General features: G+C 52.1%; 14 protein-coding genes and 1 rRNA gene. 14 read left to right on the top strand and 1 reads right to left on the bottom strand.

All coding sequences use genetic code 11. The features are described 5' to 3' along the window. The first annotated feature begins 416 nt into the window (after nucleotides 1-416). The 13 genes from rfbB to AC27KL_RS21275 all read left to right on the top strand — a co-directional run bounded on the left by rfbB (nucleotide 417) and on the right by AC27KL_RS21275 (nucleotide 16,951). Entirely contained in the window at nucleotides 417-1,439 is a 1,023-nt protein-coding gene (gene rfbB, locus AC27KL_RS21335; protein ID WP_487170989.1) for a dTDP-glucose 4,6-dehydratase, read from the top strand. Continuing rightward, on the top strand, nucleotides 1,436-2,311 hold the full coding sequence (gene rfbD, locus AC27KL_RS21330; RefSeq protein ID WP_487170988.1) for a dTDP-4-dehydrorhamnose reductase: 876 nt from the start codon (nucleotides 1,436-1,438) through the stop codon (nucleotides 2,309-2,311). Before rfbB ends, rfbD begins: the two co-directional genes overlap by 4 nt. A gap of 91 nt (nucleotides 2,312-2,402) precedes the next feature. Further along, entirely contained in the window at nucleotides 2,403-3,338 is a 936-nt protein-coding gene (locus AC27KL_RS21325; protein ID WP_487170987.1) for a glycosyltransferase family 2 protein, read from the top strand. A gap of 156 nt (nucleotides 3,339-3,494) precedes the next feature. Next, entirely contained in the window at nucleotides 3,495-4,403 is a 909-nt protein-coding gene (locus AC27KL_RS21320) for a glycosyltransferase family 2 protein (protein WP_487170986.1), read from the top strand. Then, a complete protein-coding gene (locus AC27KL_RS21315) occupies nucleotides 4,400-5,806 on the top strand; it encodes an undecaprenyl-phosphate glucose phosphotransferase (RefSeq protein WP_487170985.1) in 1,407 nt (468 codons plus the stop codon). Before AC27KL_RS21320 ends, AC27KL_RS21315 begins: the two co-directional genes overlap by 4 nt. A 148-nt stretch (nucleotides 5,807-5,954) precedes the next feature. Continuing rightward, on the top strand, nucleotides 5,955-6,827 hold the full coding sequence (locus AC27KL_RS21310) for a phosphatidylinositol-specific phospholipase C/glycerophosphodiester phosphodiesterase family protein (protein WP_487170984.1): 873 nt from the start codon (nucleotides 5,955-5,957) through the stop codon (nucleotides 6,825-6,827). Between the two features lie 264 nt (nucleotides 6,828-7,091). Then, nucleotides 7,092-7,769, top strand: a complete 678-nt coding sequence (gene pcrB, locus AC27KL_RS21305) for a heptaprenylglyceryl phosphate synthase (protein ID WP_487171079.1) — start codon at nucleotides 7,092-7,094, stop codon at nucleotides 7,767-7,769. A 43-nt stretch (nucleotides 7,770-7,812) separates the two neighbouring features. Continuing rightward, the gene (gene pcrA / locus AC27KL_RS21300) at nucleotides 7,813-10,137 is read left to right on the top strand and encodes a DNA helicase PcrA (RefSeq protein WP_487170983.1); all 2,325 of its coding nucleotides are present in this window, start codon (nucleotides 7,813-7,815) and stop codon (nucleotides 10,135-10,137) included. A gap of 124 nt (nucleotides 10,138-10,261) precedes the next feature. Continuing rightward, a complete protein-coding gene (gene ligA / locus AC27KL_RS21295; protein WP_339322500.1) occupies nucleotides 10,262-12,280 on the top strand; it encodes an NAD-dependent DNA ligase LigA in 2,019 nt (672 codons plus the stop codon). 135 nt (nucleotides 12,281-12,415) lie between these two features. After that, on the top strand, nucleotides 12,416-13,126 hold the full coding sequence (locus AC27KL_RS21290; RefSeq protein WP_339322499.1) for a response regulator transcription factor: 711 nt from the start codon (nucleotides 12,416-12,418) through the stop codon (nucleotides 13,124-13,126). Nucleotides 13,127-13,145: 19 nt separating this feature from the next. Then, nucleotides 13,146-14,273, top strand: a complete 1,128-nt coding sequence (locus tag AC27KL_RS21285; protein ID WP_339322498.1) for a sensor histidine kinase — start codon at nucleotides 13,146-13,148, stop codon at nucleotides 14,271-14,273. 186 nt (nucleotides 14,274-14,459) lie between these two features. Continuing rightward, entirely contained in the window at nucleotides 14,460-15,092 is a 633-nt protein-coding gene (locus AC27KL_RS21280) for a hypothetical protein (RefSeq protein WP_487170982.1), read from the top strand. 11 nt (nucleotides 15,093-15,103) lie between these two features. Beyond that, nucleotides 15,104-16,951 carry a transglycosylase domain-containing protein gene (locus AC27KL_RS21275; protein WP_487170981.1) on the top strand — a complete coding sequence of 616 codons (1,848 nt, stop codon included), beginning with the start codon at nucleotides 15,104-15,106 and terminating at the stop codon, nucleotides 16,949-16,951. Nucleotides 16,952-17,021: 70 nt separating this feature from the next. Here the strand turns inward: AC27KL_RS21275 and AC27KL_RS21270 are convergent, their stop codons facing one another. Continuing rightward, nucleotides 17,022-18,272 (bottom strand): molybdopterin-dependent oxidoreductase, encoded by a 1,251-nt coding sequence (locus AC27KL_RS21270; RefSeq protein ID WP_487170980.1) that lies wholly within the window; start codon nucleotides 18,270-18,272, stop codon nucleotides 17,022-17,024. A gap of 583 nt (nucleotides 18,273-18,855) precedes the next feature. On the opposite strand from AC27KL_RS21270, the gene AC27KL_RS21265 reads away from it, so the two are divergent. Next, nucleotides 18,856-18,986: ribosomal RNA gene (locus AC27KL_RS21265) — 16S ribosomal RNA — on the top strand; the annotation flags it as partial.

Here is an 18,986-nt window from a genome sequence, read left to right as displayed (position 1 = left end):
CTCTATAGAACTGATTCCCTCCTCGAGGTGCTGATTTTGTCGCTAGCATGTAGCTTTTCTTGATAGTCGTAGGACATGTTCGAAATCTGCCATTCTTAATCCAGGTATTCCTTTCTCATTTTTCTTGATCAATCAGGAAAAATTAAACTCCTATAACATTACTTTATATCCCCTATTTGACTCGATCCTTATCCTGTATTCTACAATGCTTAATGGTTGGTCGATATCTCCACTTTTCAAATACACCTGCATTCGAATAGCTTCAATTCGTAATTCTTCCCAATAATACTCATGGTCCTTAGTTTCCCCTTAAATGAACCTCTTTGAATTCATCGAATAACATTCTATGGGGTGTGTTCATATACATAAGGGTGGTTATTTTCCAAACGGGGCAAAGCTTCATTAGGAGGGGTTACATGAAACTTCTCGTTACCGGCGGAGCCGGATTTATTGGCAGTAACTTCGTTTTATATATGCTTCAGCAGCATCCGGATTACAAGATCATTAATGTGGACTCGCTAACGTATGCGGGCAATCTGGAAAACCTGAAATCGATTGAAAATCATCCGAACTACACGTTCTCTAGAACCGATATTACCGACGCCAAGGCAATTGACGCCTTGTTCCAACAAGGCATTGACGTTGTGGTCAACTTTGCTGCCGAATCGCATGTGGACCGCAGCATTTTGGATCCGGAAGTATTCGTAAAGACAAATGTTTTAGGGACGCAGGTCCTTCTGGACGCAGCCAAAAAATACGGTGTGACCAAGTTCGTTCAAGTATCTACGGACGAGGTGTATGGTACTTTAGGGGAAACCGGCCTATTTACGGAGGAAACGCCTCTAACGCCAAACAGTCCTTATTCTGCGAGCAAAGCGGGCGGAGATCTTCTTGTACGTGCCTATCACGAGACTTTTGGTCTGCCGGTGAACATCACCCGCTGTTCTAATAACTATGGACCGTATCAATTTCCGGAAAAACTGATTCCGCTGATGATTTCCCGTGCTTTGAACGACCAGGCGCTTCCGATTTACGGAGACGGGCTTAACATTCGCGATTGGCTGTATGTGGAAGACCACTGCAGCGCCATTGACCTGGTTATTCATAACGGCCGTGTCGGGGAGGTATACAACATTGGAGGGAACAACGAACGGACGAACCTCCACATCGTAAAAACCATTTTGGCGGAGCTGAATAAACCGGAGTCGCTGATTACCTATGTACAGGATCGTCCCGGGCATGACCGCCGTTACGGCATCGATCCGGCGAAGATTACGCAGGAACTTGGATGGAAACCGAAGCATAACTTCGAAACGGGCATTAAGGAAACGATTCAATGGTACCTGAACAACAAAGAATGGTGGACCCGCATTCAGTCTGGTGAGTACCAAGACTATTACGCTAAGCAATACGGGGAACGATTGGGCGATTCCGTATGAGAGTCTTAGTTACCGGAGCCTCAGGGCAATTAGGCAAGGATGTAGTCGCTCTTTTTCAACAAAAAGGGCACGAAGTCATGGGATGCAGCCGCTCCGAATTGGACATTACGAGTTTGGAGCAGTGTCAGCAAGTAATAGGCGGATTCCAGCCCGATTCTATTATCCATTGTGCCGCTTATACTGCGGTGGATGCCGCCGAGACGGATGTTGACGGAGCCTACAAAGTAAACGCGGTTGGCACAAGAAACGTAGCTGTTGCGGCTGAAAAGGTTGGCGCTAAGCTGGTCTACATCAGTACGGATTACGTGTTTAACGGGCGTTCCGCAGCCCCTTACCAGGAGTATGACAATACGGATCCGCAAAGTGTGTATGGCAAATCGAAAAGAGCCGGTGAGGTTCTTACGCAAAGCCTGTCTTCACGATATTTCATTGTCCGCACATCCTGGGTTTACGGGCTGCACGGGAACAATTTTGTGAAAACGATGCTTCGCCTGGGTCAGGAGAAACCCCAGCTGCAAGTTGTTCATGACCAAAAAGGTTCTCCTACCTACACGGTTGATCTGGCCCGTTTTCTTGAGGAATTGGTTCACACCGAAAAATACGGTATATACCATGCTTCGAACAGCGGAGACTGTACATGGTTTGAATTCACCCAAGCAATTTTTGAGGAAGCTCAGAAGATTGGCTTTAAAATTACGGCTCAGGTTGAGCCATGTACCACAGAACAATTTCCGCGTCCGGCTCCAAGGCCGGCCAATTCCGTCATGGATCACTTGTCGATTCGTACGAATGGCTTAATGGATCTTAGACCATGGCGGGAAGGCCTGAAGGATTTTTTGAGTCAGTTGAAAGAAGCGAATGACCAGCAATAAATTTAAGTTCAAAATAATCTCTCGCCAATACTCATTTGGTTGAGAGATTATTTGCTATAATAGAACCAAAATAAAGATTGGAACTCAAGTGATGATCAAAAAAGTCAGCGTACATATTGTTACCTTTAATAGCGAGGAAGACATTCAGGAGTGCCTGAATGCTGTTGTAGCCCAAACATATCCGGTCCAGCAAATCGTTGTTGTCGATAATCATTCCTCGGATCGGACGTTAGAGAAGGTCTTTTCAATGGAGGCAGCTTTACAGGACAAACTGTTAGTTATTCCCAATGGGGAAAACACCGGCTTTGCTCCAGGCCATAACCAGGCAATCGCCGCAACGGATAGCGAATACGTGCTTGTGTTAAACCCGGACGTAACACTAGATCCACGGTACATAGAAATTCTTGTCGGGTATCTCGAAGCGAATCCCGAGGTCGGCAGCGCCACCGGAAAACTTTTGCTTAAATCCAATCCGGAGGTTGTTGATAGTACCGGTCTGGTTATGAATAAAGCTTGCAGAGCTTTTGACCGCGGGGCAGGGGAATCAGCTTCCTTATGGAGCGAATCCGGCTTGGTTTTTGGGGTTTCGGGGGCAGCGGCGTTTTATTCCAGGAAAATGATCGAAGATATCAGCATCGACGGCGAATTTTTCGACAGCGACTTTTTTGCCTACAAGGAAGATGTCGACGTGGCTTGGAGGGCGCAGATTTTAGGATGGAAATCATACTACCATTCGCAAGCGATCGGCTATCATGCAAGAGGCTGGAAAAAAGGAAGCCGCCATCGGCAGCCTCTCTTTATTCGGAGGGCTTCATATATTAACCGCTATAAAATGATGTACAAAAACGGGAATCGGCGCCGCTGGATTCAGCGCTTGTTTCATTTGATTCCTTACGAGGTGGCTAGTAACGCATATTTTATATTGAGAGAGCCCAAGGTTTTGGGAGCATGGAAGTCTTTTGGAAAGGAATTTAAACGTTTAAAAAGTAAGCGGAAAGCGATTATAGCCAAAATAGATTCCCGGTAAACCTTTAAACCTAGTTTCCTCTCTCATTTCTTCCATATTCCCCCTGCCAACGCTGCCGCGATATGCTATAATGATGTCGATAGATAGAACGAACGATAACGTATTTTGTCATATAGTCAATCTTACCCGATAAAAATTTGTCAGGATGTGCTTCAATTGGATTTAAGCATTCTCATCGTGAATTACAATACATGTCAGCTTACCACGGACTGTCTTCGTTCGGTGTTTGCCTCGGAGACGGTGTACGAATATGAAGTCATCGTGATTGACAACCATTCCTCGGACGGTTCGGTCGAGTCGATTCGTGAGGAATTCCCGCACGTAACGCTTATCGCGAACACGGAGAATACCGGATTTGCCAAAGCCAACAACCAAGGAATGGCGGCGGCGAAGGGCCGGTATGTTTTGCTGCTTAACTCGGATACGGTCGTGCAGAAGGATACGCTGCAGACGATGATCGCTTTTATGGATGAGCATCCGAAGGTGGGGGCATCGGGGTGCAAGGTCATTTTGCCTGACGGCTCGCTCGACAAAGCTTGCAAGCGCGGTTTCCCGACGCCGTCTGCTTCGTTTTATTACGCCTTCGGGTTTTCGAAGCTCTTTCCGGACAAACCGAAGTTCAACCAGTACCAGCTGGGCCATCTTGATCCGGATCAGGAGTACCCCGTGGACTGTTTGGTCGGGGCTTTTATGCTGGTGCGGCGGGAGACGATCGAGCAGATTGGCGGGTTGGACGAGACATTTTTCATGTACGGCGAGGACATCGACTGGTGTTACCGGATCAAGCAGGCGGGCTGGGACATTCATTATTATCCAAAAACGAGGATTGTCCACTACAAAGGCGGGAGCGCCCGCAGACGCCCGGTTCGCATCATCTATGAATTCCACCGGGCAATGATCGTGTTTCATCGCAAGCATTATCGGAAGCGGTACAATATTCTGACGAATGCGCTCATATACCTGGGGGTAGGGCTTAAATTTGCCATGGCTCTATTGAAAAGCAGACTGGCCCCGGCAGGGCCGGCACCCAAAACCAAAGAAACAAATATGGAGGTGGGCATGTGATCCGCAAAAATCAGGAGTTTTTGACGCAAATGTATGTTTTGACGGATTTTGTGTTCATCCAGTTTTCTTTTCTGTTAGCCTGGTGGCTGAGATTTAAAAGCGGCTGGATACCATACGAAGCTCCCTTGCCGATCGAGACGTATGCCATGTGGAGCTTTATTTACGGGGCGATTGCCGTTTTGACCGGCATGTTGATCGCCTTGTATTCCCCGAAGCGAAAAAAGCGCTTTGCGGATGAATTCATCAAAATCGTGCAAGTGCATGCCATCAGCATCTTCGTTTTGCTCAGCTTGATGTTTTTCGTGAAGGAAATCAACATTTCCCGGTCGTATTTGGCCATTTACATGGTTTCCCTCGTCATGTTTATCCTGTTTTACCGGTACATACTGAAAGTATCCCTCAAGGTCCTCCGGGAAAAGGGCTATAACCGCCAGTTCGTGCTGATCGTCGGCGCAGGTTCGCTCGGCAAAAGATTTTACCAGAATCTGAAGCAATACCCGGAGATGGGGTATGAGGTGGTCGGTTTCCTTGACGATTTTCAGCAGTGGGATTCGCTTGAAGAGAAGCGGTATAAACCTATATTAGGAACGGTAGACGATCTGGAAAAGGTGCTTGAGGAAGTACTGATCGACGAAGTCATTATGGCGCTTCCGCTGGATGCGCACTCGAAGTATCCGAAGATCATCAACCTGTGCGAAAAAGCGGGCGTACGTACGCTCATCATTCCCGACTTTTTCGATTATCTTCCTGCCCGGCCGTATTTCGACAATTTCGCCGGGATGCCGATGATCAACGTCCGCGACATTCCGCTCGATTTGGCAGGCAACCGGATGTTTAAACGGCTGTTCGACATCGCGTTTTCCTTGTTTGCCATCCTGCTGACGTCGCCCATTATGCTTGCGATCGCCATCGGCGTGAAATTGACGTCGCCCGGGCCGATTATTTTTAAGCAGGAGCGGGTCGGGCTGAACAGGCGCAACTTCATGATGTACAAATTCCGCTCGATGAAGCAGCTGCCGCCGGGCACCGAAGACACGGGCTGGACGGTCGAAAACGACCCTCGTCGGACGAAGTTCGGTTCCTTCCTGCGCAAAACGAGCTTGGATGAGCTGCCGCAATTTTTTAACGTGTTGTTCGGGCATATGAGCGTGGTCGGCCCGCGGCCGGAGCGTCCTTATTTCGTGGATCAGTTCCGGGAAGAAATCCCGAAATACATGGTAAAACACCATGTCCGTCCGGGCATTACCGGCTGGGCGCAAAGCAACGGCTTGCGCGGGGACACTTCCATCGAAGAGCGCATCAACCATGACATTTTTTACATTGAAAACTGGTCTCTTTTATTCGATATTAAAATCATCTTCAAAACGATCCGCAACGGATTCGTGAACAAAAACGCATATTAAGTATTTTCAGATGCGAAGAGCGGCGTGGTCGACACGTCGCTTTTTTATGTTTGCCGTTCGTTTCTCCCCATCCTTTTCCGGGTAATTTCCCACATGACAGTGCATCGTTCATAAATACATAACCCGACGCCAAAGGATGTGAACCGCTATGCGAAAATGGATCGCCCTGCTGCTGCTGGCCGGGACTGCCGCGATCCTGTTCTGGACGCCCCGGGGCAATTCGCAGGAAACGACCGGAGGTTTTACGGATTATAAGGTGATTTCCCACGCGATGGGAGGCATCCGCGATCATGCGTATACGAATTCTTATGAAGCTTTTATCGCCAATTATGAAAAAGGGAATCGGGTATTCGAAGTGGATTTGCTGCTGACCGAAGACGGCAATCTGGTGGCAAGGCATGAATGGACGCAGGCGATGACCGAGCTGCTGCAGCAGGAAGGCCAGCTCCCCGAGGAGCGCCAGGCGGCACGTTTAACATACAAAGAGTTCAAAAACAGCAAAATTCTTGGCGCTTACGCTCCGCTCGATTGGCAGGACATCATGGACCTGATGGAGCGTTATCCGGACATTTATATCGTGACGGACATGAAGGAGCAGGATTCGGAAAATAGGAAGCGTCAGCTTGCGTTGCTGGTCAGGTCGGCCCAAGCGCGCGATCCGCAGCTGCTGGAGCGGGTGGTGCCGCAAATTTATAACCGGCCGATGCTGAAAACGGTCAAGGCCATTTACGACTTTCCATCGATCATTTATACGTTGTATGCAACTCAAGATACGGACGACGAGGTCGTTGACTTCGTAGCGGAAAATGCCATCGATGCGGTGACGATTCCGGAACAACGCGTGACCCGTTCCTTTTTGTCGAAGCTGAAAAAAGCCGGGGCGGCCGCTTACGTCAACACGATCAACGAACCCGCTGATGCGAATAGGTTTAAGCGAATGGGAGCGAACGGCGTATACTCGGACTTTTTGACGGAAAAAGAGGTGGAATCCGCAGGATGGCTGTATGCGCTGGGAAAATAGAACAAAATGAGTCGCAAGCCGCTGACAAACATATCGTCGGTGGCTTTTTTTAGCTTGGAATATCTGAATTTCCCTGAGCCCCTCGAAGAGCCTGAAACGGACCTTAAGCCGCGGCTGATTCACCTTTTGCCGTCTTATTTAACGCTTGCTGGAAATTCCATAAAATTGTTCGCATCGAATGCGAACAAGAAATTGACACTACTCCCGTGCTGACATAGACTAGATTTAAGAGAAAAAGTCGTGGAGGAATGACGTTTGAAGCAGATGATCAAACCATGGAGACATGTTTTTAAGCTGGACCCGGACCGGGAGATCGACGACGCGTCGCTTGAAGCGGTATGTATGTCCGGAACGGATGCCGTCATGATTGGCGGCTCGAGCGGCGTAACGTTCGATAATACGGTCGATTTGCTGTCGCGGGTGCGCCGATTTGAGCTTCCGTGCGTGCTTGAGGTTTCCAATCTGGAGATGATTGTGCCGGGTTTTGATTTGTACATGATTCCGATGGTGATGAATACCGCGGATTCGGCGTGGATTACCGGCCAGCACAAGCGGGCCATTGAGGAGTACGGCTATATGATTCCATGGGATCTGCTCGTTCCCGAAGGCTACATTATATTGAATCCGGATTCGACCGTAGCCCGGCTGACCGGCGCCCAAACCGATTTGGACGCGGACGCAGCGGCTGCGTATGCGCAGGTGGCGGACAAGCTGATGTCCCTGCCGGTCGTTTACGTCGAATACAGCGGCCGCTTCGGCGACCTGGACATGGTCCGAAAAATCCACCGGTCGGTCCATGGCGCCAAGGTGTTTTACGGGGGAGGCATTCACGATCCGGAAACCGCGGCGGCCGCGGCGGCAGTTTGCGATACGATCGTCGTCGGCAATGCGGTCTATGACGATTTGAAACAGGCGCTGCTTACCGTCAAGGCCGTGAAGTAGCTTTTGCCGGATTACAACGACATGAAGGAAGGAGCATGCCTGCATGCAACCGATAGATATACATCAAGCGATTCAAAAGTTAAACCCGCAGCAGCGGCAGGCCGTCGAAGCGACGGAAGGACCGCTGCTCATTTTGGCCGGGGCGGGAAGCGGCAAGACCCGGGTGCTGACGCACCGGATTGCTTACCTGATCGCCACCCGCAAAGCGCCGCCTTGGAGCATTTTGGCGATTACGTTTACAAACAAGGCGGCACGCGAGATGCAGGAACGCGTCACCAGGCTTGTCGGCCATGAAGGCCGCGACATTTGGGTATCGACGTTCCACTCGATGTGCGTGCGCATTCTCCGCAAGGATATCGAACGGATCGGCTTTAATTCCAATTTTACGATTTTGGATTCGACGGACCAGTTATCCTTGGTGCGGAACTGCATGAAGGACCTGAACCTGGACACGAAAAAATTCGAGCCGAAAGCCGTGCTTTCCCTGATCAGCGCCGCCAAAAACGAACTGATCACGCCCGCTCAATACGAGCAGAAGGCCGGAGACTTCATGGAAAGCATCGCCGCCAAGGTATATACCATGTACCAGCGCCGCCTGAAGAGCAACAACTCGCTGGATTTCGACGACCTGATCATGGCGACGATCCAGTTGTTTAAAGAAGTGCCTGAGGTGCTGGATTTTTATCAAAAAAAGTTCCAATACATCCACGTCGACGAATACCAGGATACGAACCGGGCGCAGTACATGCTGTGCCGGATGCTGGCCGACGGCCATCACCGCATTTGCGTCGTAGGCGACAGCGACCAGTCGATCTACCGCTGGCGCGGGGCGGACATCAGCAACATCCTCAATTTCGAGGAGGATTATCCGGAAGCCCGCACCATCCTGCTCGAGCAGAATTACCGGTCGACGGCCACCATTTTGAACGCGGCCAACGCAGTCATCAAGCAAAACAGCGGACGTAAGTCGAAAAATCTGTGGACCGATAAAGGCGAAGGCGCAAAGATCAAAATCTACAGAGCCGATTCGGAACATGATGAAGGGTATTTCGTGACCTCTGAGATCAGCAATAACGTGAAGCAGGGCAAGTCGTACCAGGATCATGCCATTTTGTACCGCACCAACGCCCAATCCCGGGTGATCGAGGAAATTTTGATCAAATCGGATATTCCGTACCAAATCGTGGGCGGCATCAAGTTCTATGACCGCAAAGAGATTAAGGATATCCTCGCTTATTTGCGGCTCATCTCCAATCCTAATGACGACCTCAGCTTGGCGCGTGTCATCAACGTGCCGAAAAGAGGCATCGGCGACACGTCGGTGGCCAAACTGACGGCAGCCGCGGCCGAACGCGGCGTGTCGATTTTCCAAGTGCTTGCGGTCGTGGACGATCTCGGATTTGCCGGCAAAACGCGCAACGCGCTGGTGGAATTTTACGATATGATCGCCGCGCTGAATCAAATGGTAGAATATTTATCCGTCACGGAGCTCACCGAAAAAATGCTGGAGATGAGCGAATACCGCGTCGAAATGCAGCGCGAAAATACGATCGAATCGCGGTCGCGCCTCGAGAACATCGACGAGTTCCTGTCCGTTACGATGGAATTCGAAAAAAACAACGAAGACAAGTCGCTGGTTTCCTTCCTCACGGACTTGGCGCTCATTGCCGACATCGATTCGATGAACGACGAAGACGAGGATCAATCCGATGCCGTCATTCTTATGACGATGCACAGCGCAAAAGGATTGGAGTTCCCGATCGTGTTTATCGTCGGAATGGAGGAAGGCGTGTTCCCGCACAGCCGGGCGTTTTTGGACAACGAAGAATTGGAGGAGGAGCGCCGGTTGGCGTATGTCGGCATTACCCGGGCAGAGCAGCAGCTGTACCTGTCCTGCGCGCAGATGCGGACGCTTTTCGGGCGGACGACGGCGAACCAGCCATCGCGTTTCCTGGATGAAATTCCGGAAGAGCTGAAAGAGGAGACCGGCGTCGCCCGCGACCGGTACCGCCGCGGCGGCAACATCGGCGGCTCGTACGGCGGACGGGGCTTCGGCAGCGGCGGAAGCAATTTCGGACGCAGCAACCAGACCTCATCGCTCAGCGGTTCAACAGCGCGGGCCACTGGATCGTCCAGCAAAGTGACGGTCACGACTTCCGCGCCGCAGCCGGCGGCATCGGGAGACAAATCCGACCTGACGACCTTGAAGGCCGGCGATAAGGTCGCCCACGGCAAATGGGGCACGGGTACGGTCGTCTCGGTCAAAGGGACCGGGAACGATACCGAGCTGCAAATCGCGTTTCCGGCGCCTGTCGGCGTAAAACGGCTTCTGGCCGGGTTTGCGCCGATTACGAGAGTGGAAGGCTAAACGTAAATTCAACTTCATTTGTTCTGGGCTGGATGCTGGATTAGCGGAGGGACGGAATCGATTCTTTCGAAGCTAAAAGCTTTTTGAAAAAAATAATTATATATGACGGAGGGATGGTCCGCGCATGGATCCGATGTCTACGATGGAGCAGCTCGTCGCCGAGCTGAACAAATTGAATTATCATTATTACACGCTCGACAAGCCGCTGATCAGCGATAAAGAGTATGATGCCTTATACGATCGGCTGGTCGCTTTGGAGAAGGAGAGCGGCGTCGTTTTGCCGGATTCCCCGACCCAACGCGTCGGCGGCGAGCTGCTGAAAGGATTCGTTCAGCATCGTCATCTGGCGCCGCTTTGGAGCCTGGACAAGGCGCAAAACGCGGACCAGCTGCAAAGCTGGAACGCGCGCGTCGCCAAGCTTGTGGCGGACTATAACAGTAAAAATCCGGACAATCCGTTGCCGCAGCCAAGCTACGCGATCGAACTGAAATTCGACGGCCTGACGCTCAATCTGACGTACAAGGACGGCAGGCTGGTGCAGGCGGCGACCCGCGGCAACGGCGTCGTTGGCGAAGGCATTTTGGCCCAAGTCAAAACGATCAAATCCGTCCCGCTCACCATCCCTTACAAAGAAGGCACGATCGAAGTACAAGGCGAAGGCATCATGAACCTGTCGGTGCTGGAGAAATATAACCAGACGGCGGCCGAACCGCTCAAAAACGCACGCAATGCGGCAGCCGGCGCCCTCCGCAACCTGAATCCGAAGGTCACCGCCGAGCGCAAGCTCAGCGCATTCTTTTACAACGTCGGGTACTCCGACAATATCCGTTTCGAATCCCACAAGGAAATGATGGACTTTTTGCGCGACAATCATTTTAAGGTGAACCCGTATATTTTCTATTTCGAAAATTTCGACGATGTGACGAAGCAGCTGGAGGACATCCAGGAGCGCCGTGCGGGACTCGATTACCTGATCGACGGCGCCGTCGTGAAAATCGTCGATATGCGTACGCGGGAGGCGCTGGGATACACGGATAAGTTCCCGCGTTGGGCCGTCGCCTACAAGTTCGAGGCAGAAGAAACGACGACCGTTCTCGAGTCCGTCTCCTGGGAAGTGGGACGCACGGGCAAAATCACGCCGGTGGCGCGCGTCGAACCTGTCGAACTGGCGGGCGTGACGGTGCAGAACTGCACGCTCAACAACATCGGCGACATCGAACGGAAAAACCTGAAGCATGCGCTGGGCACCCGCGTCTTTATCCGCCGCTCGAACGACGTCATCCCGGAAATTTTGGGGAAAGTGACCGAAGAGAGCGACGGCGAAGAGATCGTGTACCCGGAGCATTGCCCTGCCTGCGGATTCCCGCTGGAGCAGCGCGGAGCGCATCTGTTCTGCAACAACCGTTTGGACTGCAAGCCGCAAATCATTGGCCGGATCACCCATTTTGCTTCGCGGGATGCGATGGACATCGAGACGTTCAGCGTCATGACCGCCGAGCAGCTGTACAATGAGCTGAATGTGCGCGAGCCTGCCGATTTGTACACGCTGACGTTCGAAGACCTGATCAAGCTGGACCGTTTTGGCGAGAAAAAGGCGAACAACCTGCTTGCCGCGCTGGAAAAAAGCAAAGACCGGGATCTTGCTTCGTTCCTGTTTGCCTTGGGCATCCCGAATACCGGCAAATCGACGACCAAAATGCTGGCCGACCATTTCCGCGACCTGCATGCGATCATGAACGCAACCGTGGAAGAATTGATTGCCCTCCCGGACGTGGGCGGCATCGTCGCCGAAAGCATCGTAAGCTTTTTCGCGGATCCGTTCATGAAATCGGGCATCGAAAGAATGCTGGCCTTGGGCGTCAAAGCGAAAGCGCCGGAAGCGCCGCAGGTGGTGAGCACCGATTCCTTCTTCAGCGGCAAAACGGTCGTCCTGACCGGAACGCTGCACCAGCTGACCCGCGACGAAGCGGCCAAAAGACTGGAGGCGTTGGGAGCTAAAGTCACCGGCAGCGTATCCTCGAAGACGGATCTGGTCATCGCGGGCGAAAAAGCCGGCAGCAAATTGACCAAAGCCCAGCAGCTTGGCATCCAGGTCATCGAAGACGAAGACGAGTTTATCCGTTTATTGAATATGGAAGGTTAATTGAATATACCCGCATAGGAAAAGTCCTGATTCAGCTTATGAATCGGGACTTTTTGCATGAAAAGGAAATATAAGCATGAAATCTTTGTTAAGATGAAATGAGAAAAATCACATGGATAGAGAGGACGCTTGTTAGTGAAAAAGGAAACCATATTGCTCGTAGACGACGAACAGGAAATCGTGAAGCTGCTCGATATTTATTTTACGAACGAAGGATACCGGCTCCTTAAAGCCTATAACGGGGCAGAAGCGCTGAAGTGGCTGCAGAAGGAGGACGTGGACCTGATCATTTTGGACGTGATGATGCCGCAAATGGACGGGATCGCCGCCTGCATGAAAATTCGCGAGGAGCGCCGCATGCCGATCATCATGTTGTCCGCCAAAAACACCGACATGGACAAAATATACGGCCTCAGCATCGGCGCCGATGATTATGTCGGCAAACCGTTTAATCCGCTTGAACTGATTGCAAGAGTCAAATCCCAGCTGAGGCGTTATCACCGTTTTAATAAAGATGTGCCGCCCCAGGCCGACGAAGGCGTGCTTGCGTTCGAGGATTTGGTGGTGGATACGGTAAAACATGAAGTGCGCGTCGATGGCCGACTGGTTAAGCTGACTCCCCGGGAATTCGCGATTCTCGAGCTGCTGACGCGGCATCAAGGAAAAGTGCTCAGCATGGAACAAATTTATAACAGCGTGTGGAACGAGCCTTTTCTCGATGGGGGCAACACCGTCATGGTGCATGTGCGGAAAATCCGCGAAAAAATCGAGATCGATCCGAAACGCCCGCGTTACGTGCAAACGGTTTGGGGCGTAGGTTATAAACTGGATACGCCGACGTCCTGATGGGGAGGGAGACCAATTCATGAATGCAAAATACATAAGCACGATCCGTTGGAAGTTTATTTGGGCTTTTTTGTTAAGCATGGTATCGGGCGCGGCCGTGTTGATGGCAGGATATCAGCTCGTCAACTTCATGGTGTACTCGAATTCGGCCCCGCCTTCGGCTCCGTATACGCGCATCCTGAGATGGATCATTAACCATATCGGCTCGGGGCCTTTGATGGCCGTTGCCGGCATTGTCAGCTTTTTGATTTTCTTTTTTATTTTTACCCGGAAAGTCATTTCTTATCTCGAGGAAATTACCGCAGGCATTCAGCAGATCACCAAACTGGGCGAATCCCACCGGATCGAAGTCCGAACGACGGACGAGCTGGGAGTGCTGGCGGAAAACATCAACGTGATGTCCGAGCGGCTGCAGCATTCCTTGATGGAGGAAAGGGCCGCCGTTCAGGCGAAAAACGATCTGATCACGGGCGTATCCCATGATTTGCGGACCCCTTTGACGTCGATTCTTGGTTTTTTGGAAGTGATCGAGCAGGACCGCTGCCGCGACGAACTGGAGATGCGCTATTACGTCGATATTGCGTACCAGAAAACGCTCGTGCTGCGTAAGCTGATCGACGATTTGTTCGAATATACGCGCGTGAGCGGCGGCGGGCCTCCGCTGGTGTTGGAACGGCTGGATCTGAAGGCTTTTGTCCGGCAATTGGCCGAGGAGGCGGTTCCGGAGCTGAGCCTGGCCGGAATGACGTACACGGTCCATGACCAGACGAACGAAACGCTTTGGATTGAGGCTGCGCCATACGAGCTGGTAAGGGCTTATGAAAATTTGATCACCAACGCGATCCGGTACGGCAAATCGGGAAAAAAGCTGGAGATCTCTTTTGCCCGCGAAAAGGACGAGGCGGTGGTGCGGATCAGCAACTTCGGGGACATGATTGCGGAAAAAGACCTTCCGCATATTTTTGAGCGGTTTTACCGGGCGGAACGTTCGCGGTCGCAGCATACCGGGGGATCGGGTTTGGGGCTGGCGATTGCAAAAGGAATCGTCGACCGGCATCATGGGAGCATTTCGGCGCAGAGCGATACTTACCGGACGGATTTTATCACGCGGTTTCCGCTGTGCAGGGAGCAAAAGGCATCGGCTTAAACGAACGCTTTCGGACTAGGCGCACGACCATCTCCCGCCAAAGTACGACGTGTTGGCCGCAATGATCTGCCCTGTAGGTTGTTTTTAAGAGAATGTTAAGAATTTATGGGCTGTTTTTTAAGAATTGGCCGTTATCCTTTATTTGCGAAAGGCATCATTTGCCTGCGGTTGCAAGGAGGAATGGAAATGGCAAACAAGCTTTTGACGGTACGCGCCGCGTACCTGTACATTTTTATGGGAAGCATGCTTCTCAGCGGCCTTTTTCTTTTTATTACATATAAAATGTTTGGACTGCTGTATTCCCATTATGCGTCGCATCCTGAAGCATTGGTGGTGCGGGCCGCCCACTGGCTCATCAATCATATCGGTAAAACGCCGATTGCTGTCCTGCTCTTTTTGGCGGTGTTTGTTTTGTTTTTTATGCTGCGGTCGCAGAAGACGGCCGATGATGTCAAGGCGCTGTTAGCGGCGGCTGAAGAGCTGGCCCGACAAGGATCGTTCAAAAAGCTCGAAGTCGCTTCGGCTGGCGAACTGCGGGAGTTGGCTGGATATTTGCGGCGCTTGAACGAACAGGCCGGTTCCAGGCCTAAGCGGGATGCTGCTGAGGATCGCAACATACAGGAAAAACAGGATCGCCGGCTGGAGAATGAAGAGCTCATGGCGCTTGTCTTGAGAATCAAATCTTTGCGGCGGATCATCGAAAAGGCCGATCAGGCCCATAGCGGGCAGGAACGGGACGAACGTTTGGACGTGGATGCCTTAAGGCGGGAAGCGCTCGGAATGGAAAGGCTTTTGGAAAGCCTGATCGCCGCGCCATGATCGGAATTCATGTGAAAGCAAGAAGGAAGCTGCTAAAAGGGGCTTATATCGCGTTTGATGTGGCCGTTATTGTCTCGGTCATGCTGCTTGCCGGTCTGTTTTACGTCCATGTTTATGGTCAAAATACCGTATCCCGCCACCCGGAAAAACTGGTGCTGCAGGAATCGAGCGTCGTAACGGCATCGGACGGAACCGTTTTGCGGAAAATTCCGCTGCCCGGGTCGGGTTACCGGAAAGTGGCCGCGCTCGAGGAAATGCCCAAACTGCTGGTCGATACCTTTTTGGCGGTCGAGGACCGGCGGTTTTATCGCCATCAGGGCCTGGATTATCAGGGAATCGCCCGCGCTTTGTTGAATAATACGCTCCATATGCGCGTCTCGGAAGGCGGGAGCAGCATCACGCAGCAGCTGGCCCGCAATTTGTATTTGAACCGGAAGCAGACCCTGCTGCGCAAGCTGAACGAGGCCTCCATCGCGCTTGCGTTGGAAAAGCGGTTGTCCAAACATGACATTCTGGAGATGTATCTGAATCAGATTTATATGGGGGAAGGGCAATACGGGGTGAAGGCGGCGGCGGAGCACTATTTTGGCATCACGAATTTGAAAGAGCTTGATGTCGCGCAGATCGCTTCCCTGGCCGCCATTCCGAAGGGGCCGTCCATATATCATCCGGGCGATGACGCCGGGCTTTCCGTGCAGCGGCGGAATCTGGTACTCGGAATCATGCGGGAGCAGGGGCTGATTACGCAGGAAGAAATGGCGGCCGCCCAGCAGAAGGAATACCGCCCTCCGGAGCGGGCAATGGAAAGGCGAATCGGCGCTTCGTACATCGATGCGGCTGTGGAGGAAGCCTCAAGGCTGACGGGCAAGTCGCAAACGGAGCTGCTGACGGGCGGATACACGATCGTGACCAGCATGAATGCTTCGGTGCAGCAAGCGTTGGAGGAGACGTTTTCGAATCCCGGCCTGTTTCCGCCGGACGGCAAGGATCAGCAGGTTGAGGCCGCGATGGCCATGATCGATCACCGCACCGGCGAAATTGCGGCATTGACCGGGGGAAGAAATCCGGTTCGCGGCGGCTTGAACAGGGCGACCGTCGACGCACGGCAGCCGGGGTCGGCCTTTAAGCCGATCATTGATTACGGGCCTGCCCTCGAAAGCGGGAGGTTTACGCCGGAGAGCCTGCTTCCAGACCGGAAAGCTTCTTATGGAAGTTATGCGCCGGAAAATTTGAACGGAGTTTATCGCGGGCAAGTGACGATGAGGACGGCTCTGCAGCAATCGATGAATGCCCCTGCCGTGTGGCTGCTTTCGGAGGTAGGCATTTCGCAAGCGACGGCGTTTGCCGCGAAACTGGGGATCGACCTGCCGAAGGAGGACCGCAACCTGTCCATAGCGCTTGGGGGACTCCATGCCGGAATCTCTCCATTAAAAATGGCGCAGGCGTACAGCGTGTTTGCAAGCGGCGGCGTGTTTCGCGAAGCTCACATGGTGCGCCGGATCCAAGACCCCAAAGGGAACGTGGTGTACGAATATGTTCCCCGGGAGCGGCAAGTGATTTCGCCGCAGACGGCTGAACGAATGACAGGGATGCTGCGAAACGTTGTGACGGAAGGGACGGGGAAAAAGGCCCGGATCGGCCGGCCCGTCGCAGGCAAAACGGGAACCACCCAGCTCGATCTCCCGGGCGTCAGCCGAAAAGCGAACCGCGACCTCTGGTTTGTCGGTTATACTTCCGAATGGACGGCGGCGGTATGGATGGGTTTTGACCGGACGGACCACAATAATTACATGACCGAAGGAAGCGGGAAAGCGGCAGCTCTATTTGCCGCAGTCATGAGAAAAGCGTATAAGGAATAGCAATGGGGCGGTCCGCAGCAATAACGGAACACGCCCCTGCTTCTGCAGCTGCACATGGATAAGAACCGGTTCATGTTCTTTTTGCCCCCGGCAGCCAGGCGTCCTTATCGTATCCCCGCGCTTCCCAGTACCCGATATGATCTGCGGCGATCAGCTCGATCCGGTTCAGCCATTTGACGGACTTATAGGTGTACATTTGGGGAACGACCAGACGGACGGGGCCGCCAAGCTCGCTCGGAATCGGTTTGCCGTCAAGCAGAACGGCGACCATGATGTCTTTCATTTGAGCCTGTTCCAAGGTTAAAGCATCGGTGTAAACCCCGTCTCCCGAATAAAATTTGACGGTTGTGGCCGAAGGCTGGACGCGGGCTTTTTCAAGAAGCCGGTATAGCGGGATGCCCTCCCAAGTGTTGTCGTATACGGACCAGCCGGTCACGCAGTGAAAGTCGCTGACTTGGACCGTCCGAGGCAGTTTGACGAACTCTTCCCAATTCCATTTCAACGCATGGTCCACGAGGCCATCAACCGCAAAGGACCAGTTGCTGTTGTCGAAGGTCGGAATGGGCGTAACGGTATAGATCCGAAAGCTGCCTTTGGAGCCGCCGCCGACCGGGGGAAGCGAATCCGCCGCAGGCTGAGGGGCGGGGACAAGGTCGTTTTGGTCCTTTTGAACAAGCTCTTCGACATTGGCCTCGGAGTTGAGGCTGGAAGACAGCCATTTTACGAAAGAAGGTCCAAGAGCGACCGTCAGGCCCAGGCCGATCGCTGAACGTAAAAAAGCTCTGCGCGTATACAGCGGTTCTATTCCCGAACGTGGGGAGTCAACGTTGGCCTGCGGGGAATGCATACGGACGGTTCGGCGATGGGGTTCTTTCAACCAGTGGGTGCGGGCAAGGGAATGGTAGATGATATAGGGCAGGCCGATCCAGGTAAATACATCGTGAACCGTCAGCGCGACATTGGTCCAGGCCGGGCCGAAAAAACGAAGCTGCCAGAGCACCACGCCGGAAAGGAACCAGCCAGCCAGGATGCCTAGAACGAGCACGACGTTCCATTTTTGTGCGGGTCGACCCTTGAGCAGGCTCCAATGTTTGCCGGCAAGCAGCAGGTAATAGAGCACGGGGACCAGCAGAGCCAGACCTACGCCGGTGTGAAGCCATTTTAGCCATACCCTGCCTGCCCCGAGCCATTCCCTCCACACGCCCAAGGGCAAAATCAATCCGCTAAAGGCCAGAAAAGCAATCATCCATGCATTCCAGCGGTGGACGGCGGCCAGCTTTTTGCCGATGCCTTTTCGTATGCGGTTCAGCCAATCGTTCATATTCATCCCCCTAACACCGGATTGGAACTCAGATTCACCGAAAGGCAGAGTTTTGAGTATTTGATGTTCTTATGTTCTTAGGAAATTCGCGATCGTCAGTCCAGTTTCCTTTTTAAAGAGGTAGAGTGGCTGCTGATGTTTGAAGGGGACGTTTATTCATCCTGTTGTGGAGTGTTCAGTATCATGTCTTCTAGGCAAACGAGGTCAATGAATTAGGAAGAATTCTATAATAAATAAGCTATTGAACGGACAGGAGAATATTAACATATTTAATCTTTAAAAAAACAGTTGCATTATACATGTTATCCGTGGTATATTATTTCTTGCCGCTGATGCGGCGGGCTTTCAAAACAATAAACACTTTCGAAACTCTCGAAAAAAAGTGTTGACTCGATTGAAAGAAAATGATATAATAAAATCCTGTTGCGACAATGAAAATTGTCGAAACAGACCGAAACAAGTTCCTTGAAAACTGAACAAATAGATGATGTTTAAACGAAGATGAATTAATGTGGTTTCCGATTTGGCTTTAGTCAATCGAAAATTCATTATATCTCGTCAGATTCAAAATGAGTCACAAACTTTCATGGAGAGTTTGATCCTGGCTCAGGACGAACGCTGGCGGCGTGCCTAATACATGCAAGTCGAGCGGAGTTGATGGAGAGCTTGCTCTCCTGAGACTTAGCGGCGGACGGGTGAGTAACACGTAGGCAA

It is taken from the genome of Paenibacillus sp. YAE3 (assembly GCF_057546105.1).
This window is presented reverse-complemented; position numbering and strand designations above follow the sequence as displayed.

Excerpts from the sequence above, each read along its gene's own strand:
- ligA (WP_339322500.1), top strand. The coding sequence starts at position 10,262 with ATGGATCCGATGTCTACGATGGAGCAGCTCGTCGCCGAGCTGAACAAA.
- AC27KL_RS21310 (WP_487170984.1), top strand. The coding sequence starts at position 5,955 with ATGCGAAAATGGATCGCCCTGCTGCTGCTGGCCGGGACTGCCGCGATC.
- pcrB (WP_487171079.1), top strand. The coding sequence starts at position 7,092 with ATGATCAAACCATGGAGACATGTTTTTAAGCTGGACCCGGACCGGGAG.
- AC27KL_RS21270 (WP_487170980.1), bottom strand. The coding sequence starts at position 18,272 with ATGAACGATTGGCTGAACCGCATACGAAAAGGCATCGGCAAAAAGCTG.
- AC27KL_RS21285 (WP_339322498.1), top strand. The coding sequence starts at position 13,146 with ATGAATGCAAAATACATAAGCACGATCCGTTGGAAGTTTATTTGGGCT.
- rfbB (WP_487170989.1), top strand. The coding sequence starts at position 417 with ATGAAACTTCTCGTTACCGGCGGAGCCGGATTTATTGGCAGTAACTTC.
- rfbD (WP_487170988.1), top strand. The coding sequence starts at position 1,436 with ATGAGAGTCTTAGTTACCGGAGCCTCAGGGCAATTAGGCAAGGATGTA.
- pcrA (WP_487170983.1), top strand. The coding sequence starts at position 7,813 with ATGCAACCGATAGATATACATCAAGCGATTCAAAAGTTAAACCCGCAG.
- AC27KL_RS21325 (WP_487170987.1), top strand. The coding sequence starts at position 2,403 with ATGATCAAAAAAGTCAGCGTACATATTGTTACCTTTAATAGCGAGGAA.
- AC27KL_RS21280 (WP_487170982.1), top strand. The coding sequence starts at position 14,460 with ATGGCAAACAAGCTTTTGACGGTACGCGCCGCGTACCTGTACATTTTT.